We start from the raw sequence: 19268 nt of genomic DNA, 5'->3' as shown, positions 1-19268 counted from the left end.
CCATTCCCTACTTCACGGCCTGATCGTGAAATTCTTCGGCGGGCCCGGCGTGCGCAGCGGCTCGGCGAGGCGGGCGAATTCGCACAACAGCGAACGCGTCTTGCGCGGGTCGATGATCTCCTCGACCCAGAATTTCTCCGCCGACCGGAACGGCGAGCGCAGCTTGTTGAGGCGGTCCTCGATCTCCTGCTGCTTGGCCTTGGGATCGTCCGATGCGTCGATGTCGGCGCGATAGGCCGCCTCGATGCCGCCTTCTAGCGGCAGCGAACCCCAATAGGCCGACGGCCAGGCATAACGCATCGAGAACCGGTTGGCCGGCTGATGCACCACGGCGGCGACGCCGAAGGCGTTGCGCACGATGATGGTGCACCAGGGTACCGTGGTCTGGTTGACCGCGGCCATGGCGCGCACGCCGTGGCGGATGGTCGCCGCCTTCTCGGCCTCGAGCCCGATCATGAAGCCCGGACAATCCATCAGATAGACTACCGGCAGATGGAAGGTTTCGGCGAGATCGACGAAGCGCACCACCTTCTGGCACGCCTCCGACGTCCACGAGCCGCCGTAGTGAAAGGGATCGCTGGCGAGCAGCAGCACCGCGCGGCCGTCCAGCCGGGCAAATCCGGTGATGACCGGGCGGCCGAAATTCGCCGCCATCTCGAAGAACGAACCCTTGTCGACGACAGCGTCGATGATCGGGCGCATCTTGTAGACCTGGCGGCGGTTGCGCGGCACCGCCTTCATCAGGGATTCTTCCGCGCGTTCCGGATCGTCGTCGCAGGCAACCGTCGGCGGCAGGTCGTAAACCGACGACGGCAGATAAGAGAGAAAGCGCTTGGCGCAGGCGAAGGCTTCCTCCTCGGTTTCGACGGCATGATCGACGCCGCCGGCGCGGGTCTGGATATCGGCGCCGCCGAGTTCCCACTTGGTGAGATCCTGGCCGAGGCGCTTCACGACAGGCGGACCGGCGACGAACATCGCCGAGGTCTTGGTCATGACCGAGTAATGGCTGGCGGCGAGCCGCGCCGCGCCGAGGCCTGCGACCGAGCCAAGCCCGAGGCCGACCACCGGCACGCGGGCCATGTTCGCGATCGTGTACCAGTACCAGCGGGTGCCGCCGACGCCGCCGGGCAGATTGGCCGCGCCCTTGGTTTCGATGGTCTTCACCGAGCCGCCGCCGCCGGAGCCCTCGATCACGCGGATGATCGGCATGCGGAAGTCGTGCGCCATCTCCTCGGCCATCAGGGGCTTGGCGGAAATGGAAGCATCCGCGGAGCCGCCGCGCACGGTGAAATCGTCGCCGACCACCACCACCGGCCGGCCGTCGATCTTGCCACGGCCGAACACGCAGTTCGCCGGCGTCAGGCCGGTGAGTTCGCCGCGCTCGTTATATTCGGCAGTGCCGGATATCGCGCCGATTTCGTGGAAGCTGTTCTGATCGACCAGTCCGTCGATGCGATCGCGAACGGTGAGCCGACCCTGGTCGCGCTGCCGCTTGACCTTGTCAACGCCTCCCATCTCGCGCGCGAACGCTTCGCGCCGGGCGAGGTCGTCGAGTTCCGGCTTCCAGGTCATTCGTATCCTCCGTCTTTATGATTTTATTGTTATGGGTCGTCACTGGAAGCGGCTTTCTATCCAGCCGATTGCTGAAGATATCTCCCTCGGCACCCTCGAGCATGCTGCCGACCGCAAAGCCGAGATCGAGCATCCGCGGCGCAACCTCCTTGTGCAGGCGCTTCTCGTCATACATCGCGGACAAAAGGCCGATCGTCACCACGACAAAGGTCTGGTACTGCGGCGACCACATCGGCACAGCGAGACCGTTGATGTGCGGGCTCCACAGGCCGCAGGCGACGACATAGCCGTGCTCCCTCAGGAAGCGACGGTTGGCTTCGAGCCGCGGCCGCAGCACCTTGGCGCCTTCGGGGTTTTCACGTTCCATTTCCACAAGCAGCGCGTCGCCGACATCGGCATCGAGCGCCGCCGTGTAGGCGTGCCCCGCCGCGGTCGAGGCGATCGCGATGCGGCTGCCGGTGCTCTCGTGCAGGCCGAGCGCGTTGGCGGCGCGGGCATATTCGAGATAGACGAGGTGAAAGCGATCGGGAATCACGAAGCCGACGGTGCCAGGCAATTGTTCGGCGACATCCTGCAGCCGCTGCCGGATCAGGTTGCGAAGCTGCAGTCCCCGCATCATCGAGGTGCTCATCGCCACCGCGCTCGGGCCGATGCGGTATTTCTGGTCGCGCGGCAGATAGACCAGCTGGCCCATCCGGGTCAGCGTGTGAGTCAACCGCGACACCGTCGATCGCGGCAGTCCGCAGCGATTGGAGATTTCCAGATTGCCGAGCCGCGCCTCGTGGCCCTCAAAACAACGCAATACGTCGAACGCACGCGACACCACCTGAATGACATCGCCCTCGCCCGCCAGATCGCTGGCGAGCATTCCCTGCTTACTGAGCCGTTCCGAGCGTCTTCCCATGTGATTTTTTCCATTCCGTCAGGCGGAATAAAATTCCACTTGTAGATCAAGCTACCTCAGGCAATCTGCGGCCACAACAAAAAGCCGTTCGCGAGGGCATCTGTCCGACAAACGGTCGTCCCCGGGAGAACGGAATGCCAGAAATCAAGATTGTGACCGAAGTGGCCGGACGCGTTTGCGCGCTGCCCGTTGAAATCGGCGGCAGCGTCGGCGACGGCGACGACATCGCCTTCGTCGAAGCCATGAAGATGGAAATCCCCGTCGCCTCGCCTGCAGCGGGCAAGCTCAAGCTCATTCTCGTCAGCGTTGACGACGTCGTCGCCGAAGGTCAGGTGCTCGCCGTCATCGAGACGTGAGTACCGCCGGCCGCTTCATCGACTTCGGTCCGATCGAGTTCCGCGACGATCCGTTCGGCTCGACGGATCGTGGGCTCAGCGATAACCGCCCGGTCGTTGCCATCGCCATCAAGCGATGACATGATCCGGCCAACAAACAGTCATTTTTCGCGCAGCGAAAATATTGGAGGGAAGATGATCCGTCGCCTGATCGTGCTCACGCCTGTCATTGCTGTCACGAGTATTTCGCTGCTGACCTTGCCCGTGGCTCGCGCCCAGGACGTCAAACTGCCGCCGACCATGACGTTCACGGCCTACGACACCGGCACCGCCGGTTTCAATATTGCTGTCGCCGTCGGCAAGATGATGAAGGACAAATACGGTACCGATCTGCGGGTGCTGCCCGCGGGCAACGACGTTGCGCGCCTGTCGCCGCTGCGTGCCGGCCGGGCGATGTCGTCGGCGATGGGTTCCGGCACCTATTTCGCACAGGAAGGCGTGTTCGAATTCGGCGCCAAGGAATGGGGACCGCAGGCCCTGCAGCTGGTGCTGTCGACGGTCGACTGCAATGGCGCCTCACTCGGCGTGGCGAAGGACACCGGCGTGAAGGAGGTCAAGGACCTCAAGGGCAAGCGCGTCGGCTTTGTCGTCGGCTCGCCGGCCTTGAACCAGAACTCGCTGGCGATCCTGGCATTCGGCGGTCTCAAGCAAAGCGACGTCAAGTCCGTCGAGTTCTCGAGCTATGGCGCGATGTGGAAAGGCCTGCTCAACAACGACGTCGACGCCGCCTTCGCAACCACGATCACGGGCCCGGCGAAGGAAGCCGAGACCTCACCGCGCGGGCTGGTCTGGCCGCCGCTGCCGCACAACGACAACGCCGGCTGGGAGCGGGTGCAGAAGGTTGGATCGTTCTTCTTCCGGCACAACGCGACTTGCGGCGCGGGCATTTCCAAGGAAAAGCCGATCGAAATGGGAACCTATCCGTATCCGATCTTCGTGGTTTACGGATCGCAAGCCCCCGACCAGGTCTACGCCGTCACCAAGGCGATGATCACCGGCTACGACGTCTACAAGGACGCCGCCGCCGGTGCGAGCGGGCTCGCGGCCGACAAGCAGACCAAGAAGTGGGTGGTGCCGGTGCATCCCGGCGCGGTGAAGGCGCTCAAGGAAGCCGGCCAGTGGAGCGACGACCAGGAGGCGCACAATAATGCACTGTTCAAGCGGCAGGCGGTTCTGGCGGCGGCGTGGGCGGATTTCGGCAAATCCAGCCCGCCTTCCGATGACAAGGAATTCCTGGCGAGCTGGATGAAGGCGCGCGCCGCGGCGCTGAAGAAGGCCAACATGCCGAACGGATTCGACGAATAGCGCTGCTTCGAAGACAGCCTCAGCTGCCACGCCCGCGCCGGATCGGCCGGGCCATTTGACGGGATAACTCATGTCGACTGCATCACCGACTGCCGACTCCGAAAAGCCGGCGGCCAAACGTATCGAGTTCGACGATCCCCACGGCAGCCTCGACAATTTGCAGGAGGCCGAGGTCACGCGGGTGCGGACCCTGACCGGCGGCTGGCGCTGGGCGCTGATCGTGGCCACCGCGGCGACGATCCTGCTCTGCATCAACCAGCAATTCTCGCTGCGGTTCTTCATCGGCTACACCCAGCTCAACACCGAATATTTCTATCTGCTGATCGCGCTGATGCTGCCGTTCACCTTCCTGATCTTTCCGGGCTCGGAAAGCTCGCCGCTCGATCGCATCCCCTGGTACGATGTCCTGTTCTTTGTCGTGACTTCCGGCGCGGCCGTCGTGCTGATGCGCAGCGTGCGCAAGGCTGCGGAAGCCGGCTGGGAATTCGGCGGCGCCCCGATGCCGGTGATCGTTGCGGGCCTGGTGATGTGGTTCGTGCTGATGGAGGCGCTGCGCCGCACCGGCGGCTGGAGCCTGCTGCTCAGCGTGCTCCCCTTCACCGTCTATCCGCTGTTTGCCGACGCCAGATGGCTTGGCCCGTTCCGCGGCACCGAGTCGACCCTCGAACAGGCCACCTCGTATCACGTGCTGTCGGGCGAAAGCCTGCTCGGCATCCCGATCCAGGCGTTCGCCGACACCGTGATCGGCTTCCTGGTGTTCGGCACCGCGCTGATGATGACGGGCGCCGGCAAGTTCTTCATCAACCTGGCGTTCGCGCTGTGCGGCACGTTCCGCGGCGGCGCCGCCAAGGTCTGCATCTTCGCCAGCGGCCTGCTCGGCATGATGTCCGGCTCGATCATTTCCAACGTGCTGACAGCCGGCACCATGACCATTCCGGTCATGAAGAAGAGCGGCTTTCGCGCCTCCTATTCCGCCGCGATCGAGGCTTGCGCCTCGACCGGCGCCGTGCTGGCGCCGCCGGTGATGGGCGCGACCGCGTTCGTGATCGCGCAGTTCCTCAACGTCAGTTACGCCGATGTCGCGATCGCGGCGATCATTCCGGCAGCGCTGTATTATATCGGCCTGTTCGTGCAGGTGGATTCTTACGCTGCCCGGCACGGCCTTGCGGGTATCCCGCGATCCGAGCTGCCGAGGGTATGGGATACCATCAAGGACGGCTGGTACTATATCTTCGTCATCGCACTGCTGATCGTCATGCTGCTGTACTTCAAACGCGAGAGCCATGCGCCGTTCTACGCCACCGCGCTGCTGCTGGTTCTGAACCAGCTGTTTTCGAGGGAAACCCGCTGGACGTTTTCGACGATCAACAAGTTCCTCGAGGTCAATGGCCGCACCTTCGTCGAGCTGGTAGGCATTCTCGCTGGCTGCGGCCTCCTGATCGGCGCGTTCTCGATGACCGGGGTGGTCTCCAGCCTCGCCAACGATCTCCTGCGGATCGCCGGCGACAACGCCTTCCTGCTGCTCGGGATGTGCGCCTTCACCAGCCTCGTGCTCGGCCTCGGACTGACGACGACGGCCTGCTACATCTTCCTTGCCATCCTGGTGGCGCCGGCGCTGGAAAAACTCGGCCTCAACAAGATGGCCGTGCACATGTTCATCTTCTACTGGGGCATGCTTTCGTCGATCACGCCACCGGTGGCCATCGCCTCATTCGCCGCGGCCGGCATAGCCGGTTCGCCGGCCATGAAGACCGGCTGGGAATCGATGTGGGTCGGCAGCATCATCTATTTCATTCCCTTCTTCTTCGTGCTGAACCCAGCGCTGGTGCTGCAAGGCGATAGCCCCTATTTCGAAGGGCTCGGCCTGATGGCGCTGGCCGCCTTCGGCACCTTGTTCATCTGCGGCGGCATTCAGGGCTATCAGGCGTTCGTCGGCGATCTCCGCCGCGCCGGTGCGATGGAGTGGCCGATACGGGTGCTGCTGGTGATCGGCGGCTTCGTGATCGCGACGCCCGGCGGCGGCATCATGCCGATCTCGCAGTTCCAGGTCACCAGTCTGGGGCTGGCCATCCTGGTCCCGACGGTCGTGATCGCGCGGCTCCTGATGCGGGGGCAGCCGCTTGCAGCGGGCCAGTTACGCGTCCGCTGATTGCGCAGCAAGACTGGGGGCGATGAATCCGCGACCGCGTGATCGTCGCCAATACGCGGGTGGATCTGCTGACGGCGAACTAGCGTCGTTTCGCCGTTTCCAGCAATTGCAGCGTCGGATCGATCCCCGTCGCGTTGACGCCGGCCGCCTTCAGCATTCGGCAAAAGCGGCCTTCACCACAACCAACATCAAGCGCGCGTTCAAACCGCCCCCTCCCGACGCGGCCAAGCATGACCGGATCGAGCACATGCTCCCGCGCCCAGTCGCCCCGCTCGCCCATGGAGTCGATCCAGGCCTGGGCTGAACGATCCCATCCATTACCCATCGGAGCGCGGTCCTGATCAGCTCACCACTTCCGTCACCGGCTGCATGTCGATGCCAAAGGTTTCCAGGAACTTCGACGTCATGATGTAGAAGCCGACCGAAAGCTGCAGCTCGACCAATGCTGCCGGCGTCAATTTTGACGCGATGGCATTGAAGGTCGCATCGGTCGGCTTCCTCAGCTTGACGATCTCATCGGTGAAGGCCAGCGCGGCCCGCTGCACCTCGTCAAAGCAGGTCGCGGCCTGCCAGTTCTCCAGTGCCTCGTTTTGCTCGTCGGTGACGCCGACATTCTTGCCGATACGCTTGTGCGCGACGATCTCGTACGGCGCCTCGCACAGGATCCCCGTGCGCGTGATCGCGAGTTCCCGCACCACCGGATCGAGTTCGCCCTTGTGACGGATCGCGCCGCCGAGCCGGCAGTACTGTTCGAAATAGCTCGGCGAATGCGCCATCATCCGGAAGATATTGGCATTGCGGTTCTTGCCGAGAATTTCCTTGGTGCGCTCGTTCGATTTCGTCGTGTCGCAATAGTCGATGCGGGCCATGATTCACCTTGGGTTTTCGGTTCTTGATTGTTGTTTTCGGAGCGTGGGTTCCATTCCACAGTAACGGGCGGCTGACCACGGAGCAACACAACCGAGTCAAAATGCCGCCGCATTACTGTTCGATCCTGAGACGGTCGACGTTCGCTGAGTGGGGACTCAATTCAAGCGAATGCTCGTCGCGGGGTGTTCCGAGTAAAGAATTATGGCCTTCGTTTGCGCTCTCGCGCAGCGATGAGTCATGCCCAAGTCTAGGGAGATCGGCATGAAGGAAGCCAGCAAGAGGGCGGCCTCGGAAGCGTTCGCGCAAATGCTGGCGGTGACGGCCATGCTCGTCATTGCCAGCTTCATCTTTTACGGGCGGTGACGGATTCACCCTTTTGGGTGACGGCAAGCAAGCAACTCACTTCGCCTTCTCGAAATACGGAACCAGGCGCCCGGCAAACGGCGCGAACCGCGCGGTGACCTTGTCGCCGATGGCGAGATCATTGTCGCCGTGGGCCATCATGCGAAAGCCCTCCGCGGTATCGACCAGCACGATGTTGTAAGGCACATGCGCACGGGTCTCCGGCGTCGCGGCGCGGCATACCAGCGAGGTCGCGTAGACCGTCCCCTCACCGCTTGCCGCTTTCTCCGCCGGCTCCGGCGCGCCGCAGACGCAGCAGAAGCTGCGGCGGAAATATTGCAGGCTCCCGCAGGCCGCGCAGGCCTGATAGACGATCGCTTCCGCGCCCGTGGTCCAATCCGCGAGTTTGTCGCTCATCGCACCCGCTCCAGGAACATGCTGACATGCGAGGACAGCACGCCGCCGTCGCCATGCAGCAGCGCGATCGAGGCATCGCGCACCTGGCGATTGCCGGCCCGCCCCGTCATCTGCAGGTGGGTCTCAACCAGATGCGCCATCGCGCCGCCGACACCGCAATGGCCGTAGCTGAGCAGCCCGCCATGGGTATTGAGCGGCATCGCACCGTCTTGGCTGAAATGCCCGGAGCGTACCCGCGCCGCCGCCTCGCCGCGCCCGGCTAGGCCCAGATCTTCCAGCAGCATCGCCAGCGTGATCGTAAAACTGTCGTAGACCGCGGCGTAGCGCACATCCGATATCGCGACGCCGGCGACCTGTTTTGCCTTTGCGATCGCAATCTCGGCGCCGAGTTCGCTCAAGGCGGGCGCTGCAGTGACATGCTGATGGGTATGCGCCTGCGCGCAGCCCCTCACCCGCACGCCGACATCGCCGGTGCGTTCGCGGCTGACCACGAAGGCCGCGCCGCCATCCGACACCGGGCAGCAATCCAGCAGTTTCAGCGGCATCGCCACCGGCTTCGAGGCCATCACGTCCGCGACCGTGATCGGGTCGTGAAATTGCGCGCCGGGATGGGTCAGCGCATGCTTGCGCATCAACACCGCGAATTCGGCAAGGTCGCCCTCCGTCACGCCGTATTCGTGCATGTAGCGCGAGGCGACCAGGCCGTAATAGGCCGGGATGGTCGGCCCCAGCGGCACCTCGTAATCGGGATGCCCGACCTGCGCCAGCGCCAGAATCGAGGCGTCGCGGCTCTGCCCGGTCAGCCGGTTCTCGCCGGACACGACCAGCACGTGCCTGACCACGCCGGCCTCGACCAGCTGGTGCGCCAGCATCGTCATCGCGAGCCCGGTGGCGCCGCCGACCTGCACGGCGTGGGCGTAAGACGGCTTGATGCCGAAATGCTCGGCGAACACGGTCGCCAGCATGATGTGCGGTGAAACCGTGGAGTAGCCGCAGAGAATGCCGTCGATCTCGCTGCGCTGCAGCCCCGCATCCGATATCGCCAGCTGCGCTGCCTTGCTCATGAGGTCGAGCGAAGATGAGCCCTCATGCCTGCCGTAAGCGGTCAGTCCGACGCCGGTGATGAAGCTCATGATAGTGCGACTTCGTTTGATGCCGTCATTCCGGGATGGCCCGAAGGACCAGACCTCAGATGCGCAACTGCGCATCGGGGAATCTCGAGATTCTCCGATGTGCAATTGCACATCGTAGTTCGCATCTTCGATGCGCCCCGGAATGACGGCTGAAAATTCCGGTCGACTTCCATCATCTCAATACGATTTGGGCAGGCCCAGCACCTTCTCGGCGATGAAGCTGAGAATGAGCTGAGGGCTGATCGGAGCGATGCGCGGGATCAGGGATTCGCGCAAATAACGCTCGACATGGAATTCCCTGGCATAGCCGAAGCCGCCGTGGGTCATGACAGCCTGCTCGCAGGCGTGGAAGCCGGCTTCGGCGGCGAGGTATTTGGCGGCATTGGCCGCCGGGCCGCACGGCAGGCCCTGGTCATATTGCCAGCCCGCCGACATCACCATCAGCCACGCCGCTTCCAGCTCCATCCAGTTCTTGGCCAACGGATGCTGGATTCCCTGGTTCATGCCGATCGGGCGGTTGAACACGATGCGGCTCTTGCCGTAGGCCGCAGCGCGCGCCAGCGCCACCTTGCCCAGGCCCACCGCTTCGGCGGCGATCAGGATGCGCTCAGGATTCATGCCGTGCAGGATATATTCGAAGCCGCGGCCTTCCTCGCCGAGACGGTCCTCGACCGGGATCTCGAAATTCTCGAAGAACAGTTCGTTGGAGTCGACGGGCTTGCGGCCCATCTTCTCGATCTCATGCACGGCGACGCGATTCTTGTCGAAATCGGTGTAGAACAGGCTCAGACCGTGGGTCGGGTTCTTGACCTCTTCCAGCGGCGTGGTGCGGGCCAGCAGCAATATCTTGCTGGCGACCTGCGCGGTGGAGATCCAGACCTTCTGGCCGTTGACGACGTACTTGTCGCCCTGCCGCACCGCGCGCGTCTTCAACTGCGTGGTGTTCAGCCCGGTATTCGGCTCGGTAACCGCGAAGCAGGATTTGTCACGGCCATCGACGATCGGCGGCAACATGCGCTGGCACTGCTCCTTGGTGCCGAACACCACCACCGGATTGAGCCCGAACACGTTCATATGCACGGCAGAGGCGCCGGACATGCCGGCGCCAGATTCCGAAATCGTCCGCATCATGATCGCGGCGTCGGTGATGCCGAGGCCCGATCCGCCATATTCCTCGGGGATGCAGATGCCGAGCCAGCCGGCATCGGCCAGCGCCTTGTGGAAGTCGGCGGGATAGCCGCCCTCCTTGTCCTTCTTGAGCCAGTAGGCGTCGTCGAAGCGCGCGCAGATCTTGCCGACGGCGTCGCGGATCGATTCCTGGTTGGCGGACAGCGCGAAATCCATGATCTCAATCCTTGTTGGCGCCGGGCGCCGTTCCGGTGACGCCGTCGCGCACCAATGCAGCGATCTCGTCGGCGGAGAAGCCCGCCTCGCGAAGAATTTCCTCGCCGTGTTCGTTGAGACGCGGCGCCAGCCGCGCCGGCTCCGCCGCGGTGTCCGACCAGGTCGCCGACACCTTCATGTTGCGGATCCGGCCTTCGGTGGGATGGTCGATCACGGGAAAGAAATTGGTCGCGACCAGATGCGGGTCCTGCAAAATGCTCTCGAGATCGTGCATCGGCATCACGGGCACGTCGGCCTTGACCAGTAGCTCCGTCCATTCGGCGGTGGTGCGGGTGTCGAAAATCCGCGCGAGCTCGGCATAAACAGTGTCGATATTGGCGGCGCGTCCGGCGAAGGTGGCGAACTTCGGATTCTGGCGCAGATCGTCGCGGCCGGTCGCATCGAAGAAGGCGTTCCACTGCTTGTCGTTGTAGACGATCACGCAGATATAGCCGTCGGAAGTCTTGTACGGCCGCCGGTCGCGCGACAGGTGCCGCGCATAGCCGCCTCTGTCGAGCGGCGGCTCGTAGGTGAGCCCGCCCATGTGATCGCCCATGACGAAGCCCGCCATGGTCTCGAACATCGGAATATCGACGCGCTGGCCGCGCCCGGTGCGGTCGCGATGCACCAGGCTGGCGCAGATCGCGCCGACGGCGGTCAAGCCCACGATGCGGTCGACCAGCGCGTTCGGAACATAACGCGGCGTGTCGTCGCCGCCGACCGCCATCAGATGCGCCAGCGCCGAGCCGCCCTGGATCAGGTCGTCATAGGCCGGCTTGGCGGCATAAGGGCCGTCCTGGCCGAAGCCGAACACGCCGGCATAGATCAGCCGCGGGTTGAGTCTTGAGACCACGTCGTAGCCGAGTTGCAGCCGCGCCATCGCCTGCGGGCGGACATTGTAGACCAGCACGTCGGCGGTCTTGATCAGCCGCAGCACCGCGTCGCGTCCCGCCGGTTTCTTGAGGTCGAGGCAGAGGCTTCGCTTGCTGCGATTGGTGTTGAGGAACACCGGGCCCATGCCGGGATGCCGGGTCGGCCCGATCTGCCGCGTCACGTCGCCCTCGAGCGCCTCGATCTTGATGACGTCGGCGCCGTAGTCGCCGAGCATCTGGGTGGCATAGGGCCCCATCAGCACGGTCGTCATGTCGATGACCTTGATGCCCTCGAGCGGTCCCATGGCGTTATTTGCTCCCGATGCGACGGTTTTCGCCGCGGTTTTGTTGCTCAGGCCTAGTAACGGCAGCGCGCCGGCAAGATCAAGGGCGTGGCGGGTATGGGCGTATGCGTCTCGCGTCGTCCCGGCCAAGCGAAGCGCGAGCCGGGACCCATACTCCGTGAAGTCGCTAGTTTGCGCTGGGGTTAGTTGCCTCACACCAACCAAAGCCGGTGGTTATGGGTCCCCGCGTTCGCGGGGACGACGACAACCTACTTCTTCATCATCGCCCGCAGCTCGGTCTTCAGCACCTTGCCGTAATTGTTCTTCGGCAGGGCGTCGAGATAGACGTAGCGCTTCGGCCGCTTGAAGCGCGCGATCGAGGCGAGGCAATGCGCGTCGAGCTTGGCGTCATCGGCCTTGGCGCCGTCTTCCAGCACCACGCAGGCGACGACGATCTCGCCCCAGTCGGGATCGGGCACGCCGATCGCCGAAACCTCGCGCACATCAGGATGCGTCAACAGCGCCTCCTCGACCTCGCGCGGATAGATGTTGGTGCCGCCGGAGATGATCACATCCTTGGAACGATCCGACAGCGTCAGGAAGCCGTCTTGATCCAGCCGTCCGACGTCGCCGGTGCGCAGCCAGCCGTCCTTCAGCGTCTCGGCATTGGCTTTCGGGTTATTCCAGTAGCCGAGCATCACCGCGGAGCCCTTGGCCTCGACCTCGCCGGTTTCGCCAGATGGCAGCGGCTGGCCGTCGGCGCCGGTGATGCGGACCTGCATCACGCTCTGCGCGTGCCCGACCGAAGCGAGGCGCTCGAGATAGCGCGGATGGTCGGTACGCTCATGCCATTCGCGGCCGAGCGCGGTGATCGTCATCGGCGATTCGCCCTGGCCGTAGATCTGCACGAAGCGTTGGCCCATGGTGGCGATGGCATCCCTGATATCGGCAAGATACATCGGCCCGCCGCCATAGATGATGGTGCGGAGACCAGCACCGTTCTCGCCGCGGCGCTTGGCGGCATCGACCAGCCGCCGCACCATGGTGGGGGCGGCAAACATCACGACATTGTCGAGCTGCCGGCCGAGATTGAGCACTTCATCCGGATCGAAGCCTTTCGATTCCGGGACCACATGCCTCCCGCCGATCCGGACATGCGGAAAGTTATACAGCCCCGCGCCATGCGAAATCGGCGCGGCGTAGAGCGAGGCGTCGTGCGGGGTCGCCGGATCGACGTCGGCGAGATAGCACAGCGACATCGCCACCAGATTGCCGTGACTGATCATCACGCCCTTGGGGCGGCCTGTGGTGCCCGAGGTATAGAACAGCCAGGCAAGATCGTTGACCTCGCGCGGCAACGGCGCCGGCGTCCCCTCGCCGTCGCGGATCTTGCGATAGGCGTCGCTGTCCATCGACACCGTCTTCATTGCGGCGGGCAGGTCGCTCCTGGCTTCGGCCAGAGCCTCGGCGGTGTCGTCGGAGACAAAGGTCAGCTTGGCGCCGCCGTCGCTGCAGATCCACGCCGCCTCGCGGCCGTGCAGCTTGGCGTTGATCGGGATCGCGACCGCGCCGATCCAGAAGATGCCGTACAGGCACTCCAGATATTGCGTGCAGTTGGTTGCGAACAGGCCGACGCGGTCGCCGGGCGCAATGCCGTAGTCGCGCGACAGCGCGGCTGCGATCGCCGCCGCACGCCGCGCGAAGGTGGCATAGTCCGCATCGAGATCGAAGCCGGTCAACAGTGCCGGCGAATGCGGGCGGAGACGCGCGGTCGCCGCCAGCCATTCGGCAACGTTCATCGCTCAAGCCTACTTGGCGGGCTCCAGCACGGAAACGTAGTTCGCCACCGCCGCACCGCCCATGTTGAAGATGCCCGCGAGCTTCGCATTCTTGATCTGCATGCCCTCGGGCGCCTGGCCGACGAGCTGCATCGCGGTCATCACATGCATGGAGACGCCGGTGGCGCCGATCGGATGGCCCTTGGCCTTCAACCCGCCGGACGGATTGACCGGCAGCTTGCCGTCCTTCTGGGTCCAGCCTTCCTTGATGGCGCGGGCGCCCTGCCCGCGCGGCGTCAGGCCCATCGCTTCATATTCGATCAGTTCGGCGACGGTGAAGCAGTCGTGGGTTTCGACAAAGGACAGATCGGACAGCTGCACGCCGGCCGATTGCAGCGCGCGCTGCCAGGCCACGGTGCAGCCTTCGAACTGCAGGATGTCGCGCTTGGACATCGGCAGGAAATCCTGGGCATGCGCGGTAGCGCGGATGTTGACCGCCTTGCCCATGGTCTTGGCGGTCTCGGCATCGGTCAGCACCAGCGCGGCTGCGCCGTCCGACACCAGCGAGCAGTCGGTGCGCTTCAAGGGGCCCGCGACGAACGGGTTCTTCTCGCTCTCGGAGCGGCAGAATTCGTAGCCGAAATCCTTGCGCATCTGCGCATAGGGATTGGCGACACCGTTCTTGTGGTTCTTGGCGGCGATCATCGCCAGCGCATCGGACTGGTCGCCATATTTCTGGAAATAGGCCTGCGCGATCTTGCCGAACACGCCGGCGAAGCCGCCGGGGGTGTCGCCATCCTCGGGCAGATAGGAGGCGCGCAACAGGTTGCGGCCGATTTCGGCCGGCGGCGTCCGCGTCATCTGCTCGACGCCGACCACCAGCACGATCTTGGCCGCGCCCGCGGCGATCGCCCGGATGCCCTGATGCACAGCGGCCGAACCGGTGGCGCAGGCATTCTCGACCCGGGTTGCCGGCTTGAACCGCAAGGCGGGATCGGCCTGCAGCACCAGGGATGCGGTAAAGTCCTGCGGCGAGAAGCCGGCATTGAAGTGCCCGAGCACGATTTCGTCGACGTCGGCGGCCGTAATCCCGGCGTCCGCCATCGCCTCGGTCGCGACCTTCACCACGAGGCTTTCGACGGTTTCGGTATCGAATTTGCCGAACGGCGTGTGCGCCCATCCGACGATGCTGGCTGTCATGGCGGTTCTCCCTGCATTGCTCGGAAGGCGTTGTAGCCTATTGGCAGGAATACTTCACGCCGGTTTCAATAATTTCATCGCTCGATTGCACATGGCGGTTATGCCGGCCCAGTTGCCGGACCTGACATCTGCAGCCGGACATAGCCAGGAACCGCCCACCGCGACCACATTGGGCTCGGCCAGCCAGGCCGCGGCGTTGGCCTCGCCGATGCCGCCGGTCGGGCAAAACATCACATCCGGAAAAGGCCCGGCCAGGGCGCGAAGCGCCTTGATGCCGCCGGACTGTTCGGCCGGAAAGAATTTCACGAGATCGAAGCCATGGGCCAGCGCCAGCATCAGTTCGGAGGCAGTGGCGATCCCCGGCGCCAGCGGCAAGGCGCTCGCCGAAGCCGCCTTCAGGAGATCCGGCGTGACGCCGGGGCTGATGCCGAAGCCGGCGCCGAGCGATTCGGCGCGCGAAAGATCATTGGCATTGAGGATGGTGCCGATCCCGACCTCGGCCTCCGGCACGTTGGCCATCATCGCCCTGGCGGCTTCGATCGCCACCGGCGTGCGCAGGGTGACTTCCAGTACCCGCACGCCGCCCGCGACCAACGCTTTGGCGAGCGGCACCGCGTCCTCGATCCGTTCGATGGTCAGGACGGGGATGATCGTCGCCTGCCGGAACAGCGCAGCAAGTTTTTCCTGTTTCGCTCTCATGGCGACGGCTTTCGAGCGGGTGGCGGCCCAGGCAAAATACTTGCCGGCATCGCCGAGCGCGGGATGATCGCGCCGGGATAGCAGACCACGACGCCGCCAAGACGATGACCGGCCCGCGCGGCTTCCGCCGGCTCAACGCCTGCAAGGCGTGCAGCAATGTAGGCAGCCGAGAAACTATCGCCGGCCGCCGTGGTGTCGACAACGGGCTGCGTCACAGGCTCCGCCCTCACCTCTTGCGAAACGCCTCCAAACCGCACGATGCTGCCCGGACTGAGGAGCTTCAATACCGCTTCGCCGCAGGGAATTCGCGCCATCAGTTGCTCGTCGCTGTCGTCGGGATAAAGCGGAAGCAAATCTTCCGTGGAGGCCAGCACAATATCGGATGCCGCAAACGCTTCGTCAAAGGCGGCGCGTGCGATATCAGGATCGGGCCAACCACTGGCGCGGCGATTGGCGTCAAAAACAATTGTCGTGCCGCGCCGTCGGGCCTGGCCGAGCGCACCGATCAATTTCGTCCGCCCCTGCGCGCCGTAGATGGACAGGGTAATGGCCGAGAGATAGACGACGTCGTAGGTGCCGAGCGACTCCAGGATGCCGTCGGTCTCGGGCAGATCCATCAAGCGGCGTGCGGCGGCGCTTTCCCGCCAGTGAAGGAAACGGCGGTCGCCAAACTTGTCGGTCTGGATCATGTAGAGGCCGGGCAATTTGCCCTTGAGCCGGACGACACGCTGCGTGCCGACACCCTCGGCCGCCCAGCCTGCGATCATTTCATCGCTCATGGGGTCATCACCGAGCGCGGTGACGTAGTCGACACCTACGCCAAGCCGGACGAGATAGATGGCGGTATTGAGCGTATCGCCGCCAAATCCCCGCGAATACAGACCGCCTTCCGCCTGCTTCAGCTCGATCATGCACTCGCCGATGCTGGCCACTTTGGTCATGAAAGCTCAACACAATAACGGCCTCTACACCGTCATTGCGAGCCAACGGGTCGCGCTTCGCGCCGACCCATTGGCTCCTCGCAATGACGACAAAGGCAAGCTTATGCCACGAACTTGCCGTCGAGTTCGTCCTCGATGTGAATTTTGATGATGTCGTCAAACGTCTTTTCGGCGGTCGTGAAGCCGAGTTCGCGGGCGCGTCTGGCCTCGAAATTGCGCGGCCAGCCGTCGACGATACCCATGATGAACGGGTCGGGTTCGCGCTTGATCCGGGCAGCGACCTTGTCGCCCGCCACCCGCTTCAGCGCCGCGATCTGTTCGCCGACGGTGGCCGAAAGACCGGGCATGGTGAGGTTGCGGCGCGCGCCGGCCGCCGCGCTATCCATGGTCGCCGCGTGAATCAGGAATCCCACGGCCGAACGCGGCGAAGCGTGCCAGTGACGGACCTCCTCCGACACCGGCAACACCGCTTCCTTGCCGGCCAGCGGTTCGCGCAGGATGTTGGAGAAGAAACCGGAAGCCGCCTTGTTGGGCAGGCCGGGACGGATGCAGATGGTCGGCAGCCGGATGCCGATGCCGTCCAAGAAGCCGCGGCGCGAATAATCCGCCAGCAAGAGTTCGTCGATCGCCTTCTGGGTGCCGTAGCTCAACAGCGGCGTATGGAAGAACTCGTCGCCGATCGCATCGGGGAACGGCGCGCCGAACACCGCGATCGACGAGGTGAAGACGACGCGTGGCTTGTAGCCGCCGCCGATCAGCCTGATGGCGTCGAACAGCATCCGGGTGCCGTCGAGGTTGATGCGATAACCCTTGTCGAAATCCAGCTCGGCCTCGCCGGAGACGATCGCCGCGAGATGGAAGATCACGTCGGGGCGATGCGCCACCAGCGGCGCGGCGGTGCCGGGGTCGGCGAAGTCGCTGGTGACGACGGTGATGGGGATCGCCGCGCCCACGGGCTTGGTCGGGGCCACGACATCGTGCAGCGTCATCCGCGAGATTTCGCGGTTGCCGAGCCGGCCGTCGCGCAACAGCCGCTCGGTCAACTTGCGGCCGACCATGCCGGCGGCGCCCAGAACCAGAATGTGCAAAGCCCAACTCCTTTTTCTTGAAAACTTATCTGATGCGGGCCTGCAGGCTCACTCTTTGACGGCTCCGGTCATCGCCGACACGTAGTGCTCGACGAAGAATGCGTAGAGGATGACCAGCGGCAGCGAACCCACCAGCGCGCCCGCCATCAACGATCCCCAGCGATAGACGTCGCCATCGACGAACTCGTTGACGATGGCGACCGGCACCGTCTTGTTCTGCACCGATGTAAGGAAGGTAAGCGCGTAAATGAATTCGTTCCAGCACAGCGTGAAGCAGAAGATGAACGCCGAAATCAGCCCCGGAATCGCCAGCGGCAGCACGATCTTGGTCAGGATCTGCCAGCGGCTGGCGCCATCGATCAGCGCGCATTCCTCCAGTTCGAACGGGATGGTCTTGAAATAACCCATCAATAGCCAGGTCGAGAACGGGATCAGGATGGTGGGATAGGTCAGGATCAACGCGAACGGCGTGTCGAACAGGCCGTACTGATACACAACGGTCGCGAGCGGAATGAACAGGATCGACGGCGGCACCAGATAGGACAGGAAGATCAGGCCCCCGACCCACTGCGCGCCGCGATAGCGCAACCGCACGATGGCATAGGCCGCGAGCACGGAGGCCAGGATCGACAGGATCGTCGAGCAAATCGCCACATACATCGTGTTCCAAAGCCAAAGCGGGTAATAGCTTTCGAACAGCAGCTTGTAGATGTGCTTGAATGTCGGGTTCCAGGTCCAGAACGGATTGAAGGTGTTGAGATCGAGCAACTGGTCGTCGGGTTTGATGGCAGTAAGCGCCATCCAGTAAAACGGGAACAGCAGGACGATCACGATGAGCGACAACGGCAGATAAAGCGTAACCATCCGGCGCGGCAGCGACTCCAGATAGCTCATGCCCTCGCTGTGATCGTCTCTCGCGACCGTCGGCGAGGTAGCGGTGAGTACAGCCTTGACGTCGACCGGCAGGGTGGGAATCTCAGTCATTGCTCTCTCCCTGCTGCCACTTACGCCGCTGCAGTCCGAACCATGAGATCATGATCGCCGCGAGCAGGAACGGAATCATCGCATTCGATATCGCCGCGCCCTCGCCGAGCACGCCGCCGATGATCGCACGCTGATAGGACAGCGTCGCCATCAGATGGGTCGCGTTGACCGGTCCACCGCGCGTCATCGCCCAGATCAACTGGAAGTCGGTGAAGGTAAACAGAACCGAGAACGTCATCACGACCGCGATGATCGGCGTCAGCAGCGGATAGGTGATGAACCGGAATCGCTGCCAGCTGGTCGCGCCGTCGAGCGTCGCGGCTTCGTAGAGCGATGGCGACACCGTCTGCAGGCCAGCCAGCAGCGTAATCGCAACGAAGGGAACGCCGCGCCAGATGTTGGCGAAAATCACGCACGCCCGCGCCCAGGCGACATCGCCGAGGAAATTGATGTTGTCGGTGATCAATCCCATCTGCTTCAGCGACCAGGAAATGATCGAGAATTGCGAATCGAAGATCCACCAGAAAGCCAGCGCCGACAACACGGTGGGCACGATGAAGGGGATCAGCACCAGAGCGCGCAGCATCGCCTTGAACGGCATGTTCTCGTTCAACAACAGCGCCAGATAGAGGCCGATCGCAAATTTGATGGCGCTGGCGACCGTGGTGTAGAGTAACGTGTTGAACACCGACAACCAGAAGATCGAATCGCCCCACAGCCATTCGTAATTTTCCGTGCCGATGAACACGCCGGGCCGCCCGATACGCGCATCCGTAAATGAAATCCAGACCCCCAGACCCAGCGGATAAGCCAGGAACAGGATCAGGAACGCCATCGCCGGCAGCATGAACCAGAAGCCGAGCCAGTTGCGATTGGCCCTGATCTGATCCCAGGTGGTGGCCTCACGAATTGGCCGCCTGCCGGTCCTGGGTTCGAGTGCGATGTCAGCCAT

Annotated in this window: 19 protein-coding genes; 4 read left to right on the top strand and 15 right to left on the bottom strand. The window is 63.7% G+C overall.

All coding sequences use genetic code 11. The features are described from left to right. Window positions 1-12 precede the first annotated feature (12 nt). Together KMZ68_RS11320 and KMZ68_RS11315 are read right to left on the bottom strand one after the other, a co-directional pair. Entirely contained in the window at window positions 13-1572 is a 1560-nt protein-coding gene (locus KMZ68_RS11320) for an acyl-CoA carboxylase subunit beta (RefSeq protein ID WP_215615846.1), read from the bottom strand. Next, window positions 1502-2476 (bottom strand): IclR family transcriptional regulator, encoded by a 975-nt coding sequence (locus KMZ68_RS11315; protein ID WP_215615845.1) that lies wholly within the window; start codon window positions 2474-2476, stop codon window positions 1502-1504. The genes KMZ68_RS11320 and KMZ68_RS11315 overlap by 71 nt, the downstream gene beginning before the upstream one ends. A gap of 134 nt (window positions 2477-2610) precedes the next feature. Here KMZ68_RS11315 and KMZ68_RS11310 point away from each other — a divergent pair, with 134 nt between their 5' ends. The 4 genes from KMZ68_RS11310 to KMZ68_RS11300 all read left to right on the top strand — a co-directional run bounded on the left by KMZ68_RS11310 (window position 2611) and on the right by KMZ68_RS11300 (window position 6325). After that, window positions 2611-2832: an acetyl-CoA carboxylase biotin carboxyl carrier protein subunit gene (locus tag KMZ68_RS11310; protein ID WP_215602371.1), complete on the top strand. Its 222-nt coding sequence runs from the start codon at window positions 2611-2613 to the stop codon at window positions 2830-2832. Continuing rightward, entirely contained in the window at window positions 2829-2951 is a 123-nt protein-coding gene (locus KMZ68_RS26130; protein WP_256443703.1) for a hypothetical protein, read from the top strand. The genes KMZ68_RS11310 and KMZ68_RS26130 overlap by 4 nt, the downstream gene beginning before the upstream one ends. Before the next feature lie 55 nt (window positions 2952-3006). Further along, window positions 3007-4176 carry a TAXI family TRAP transporter solute-binding subunit gene (locus KMZ68_RS11305; RefSeq protein ID WP_215615844.1) on the top strand — a complete coding sequence of 390 codons (1170 nt, stop codon included), beginning with the start codon at window positions 3007-3009 and terminating at the stop codon, window positions 4174-4176. A 70-nt stretch (window positions 4177-4246) separates the two neighbouring features. Continuing rightward, the gene (locus KMZ68_RS11300; RefSeq protein WP_215615843.1) at window positions 4247-6325 is read left to right on the top strand and encodes a TRAP transporter permease; all 2079 of its coding nucleotides are present in this window, start codon (window positions 4247-4249) and stop codon (window positions 6323-6325) included. Between the two features lie 79 nt (window positions 6326-6404). On the opposite strand, the gene KMZ68_RS11295 is transcribed toward KMZ68_RS11300, so the two are convergent. From KMZ68_RS11295 to KMZ68_RS11235, 13 genes are all read right to left on the bottom strand, one after another. Continuing rightward, window positions 6405-6650, bottom strand: coding sequence for a class I SAM-dependent methyltransferase (locus KMZ68_RS11295; protein WP_215615842.1), 246 nt, complete (start codon window positions 6648-6650; stop codon window positions 6405-6407). Window positions 6651-6666: 16 nt separating this feature from the next. Continuing rightward, window positions 6667-7194 carry a carboxymuconolactone decarboxylase family protein gene (locus tag KMZ68_RS11290; protein WP_215615841.1) on the bottom strand — a complete coding sequence of 176 codons (528 nt, stop codon included), beginning with the start codon at window positions 7192-7194 and terminating at the stop codon, window positions 6667-6669. A gap of 400 nt (window positions 7195-7594) precedes the next feature. After that, entirely contained in the window at window positions 7595-7954 is a 360-nt protein-coding gene (locus KMZ68_RS11285; protein WP_215615840.1) for a Zn-ribbon domain-containing OB-fold protein, read from the bottom strand. After that, window positions 7951-9087: a thiolase family protein gene (locus KMZ68_RS11280; RefSeq protein ID WP_215615839.1), complete on the bottom strand. Its 1137-nt coding sequence runs from the start codon at window positions 9085-9087 to the stop codon at window positions 7951-7953. The genes KMZ68_RS11285 and KMZ68_RS11280 overlap by 4 nt, the downstream gene beginning before the upstream one ends. A 177-nt stretch (window positions 9088-9264) precedes the next feature. Further along, a complete protein-coding gene (locus tag KMZ68_RS11275) occupies window positions 9265-10431 on the bottom strand; it encodes an acyl-CoA dehydrogenase family protein (RefSeq protein WP_215615838.1) in 1167 nt (388 codons plus the stop codon). Window positions 10432-10435: 4 nt separating this feature from the next. Next, a complete protein-coding gene (locus tag KMZ68_RS11270; protein ID WP_215615837.1) occupies window positions 10436-11647 on the bottom strand; it encodes a CaiB/BaiF CoA transferase family protein in 1212 nt (403 codons plus the stop codon). Between the two features lie 248 nt (window positions 11648-11895). Next, window positions 11896-13425 carry an AMP-binding protein gene (locus KMZ68_RS11265; protein ID WP_215615836.1) on the bottom strand — a complete coding sequence of 510 codons (1530 nt, stop codon included), beginning with the start codon at window positions 13423-13425 and terminating at the stop codon, window positions 11896-11898. A 9-nt stretch (window positions 13426-13434) separates the two neighbouring features. Then, window positions 13435-14604 carry an acetyl-CoA acetyltransferase gene (locus KMZ68_RS11260; protein ID WP_215615835.1) on the bottom strand — a complete coding sequence of 390 codons (1170 nt, stop codon included), beginning with the start codon at window positions 14602-14604 and terminating at the stop codon, window positions 13435-13437. A gap of 54 nt (window positions 14605-14658) precedes the next feature. Next, the gene (gene eda / locus KMZ68_RS11255; RefSeq protein WP_215615834.1) at window positions 14659-15303 is read right to left on the bottom strand and encodes a bifunctional 4-hydroxy-2-oxoglutarate aldolase/2-dehydro-3-deoxy-phosphogluconate aldolase; all 645 of its coding nucleotides are present in this window, start codon (window positions 15301-15303) and stop codon (window positions 14659-14661) included. Then, a complete protein-coding gene (locus KMZ68_RS11250) occupies window positions 15300-16244 on the bottom strand; it encodes a sugar kinase (protein ID WP_215615833.1) in 945 nt (314 codons plus the stop codon). Before KMZ68_RS11250 ends, eda begins: the two co-directional genes overlap by 4 nt. Before the next feature lie 101 nt (window positions 16245-16345). Beyond that, window positions 16346-17332 carry a D-erythronate dehydrogenase gene (gene denD / locus KMZ68_RS11245; protein WP_215615832.1) on the bottom strand — a complete coding sequence of 329 codons (987 nt, stop codon included), beginning with the start codon at window positions 17330-17332 and terminating at the stop codon, window positions 16346-16348. 48 nt (window positions 17333-17380) lie between these two features. After that, window positions 17381-18316, bottom strand: coding sequence for a carbohydrate ABC transporter permease (locus tag KMZ68_RS11240; RefSeq protein ID WP_215615831.1), 936 nt, complete (start codon window positions 18314-18316; stop codon window positions 17381-17383). Further along, the gene (locus KMZ68_RS11235) at window positions 18309-19268 is read right to left on the bottom strand and encodes a carbohydrate ABC transporter permease (RefSeq protein ID WP_215615830.1); all 960 of its coding nucleotides are present in this window, start codon (window positions 19266-19268) and stop codon (window positions 18309-18311) included. Before KMZ68_RS11235 ends, KMZ68_RS11240 begins: the two co-directional genes overlap by 8 nt.

The organism is Bradyrhizobium sediminis, from assembly GCF_018736105.1.
Taxonomy (GTDB): domain Bacteria; phylum Pseudomonadota; class Alphaproteobacteria; order Rhizobiales; family Xanthobacteraceae; genus Bradyrhizobium.
The sequence above is the reverse complement of the archived record's forward strand: the minus strand, read 5'-3'. Positions and strand labels throughout refer to the sequence as shown.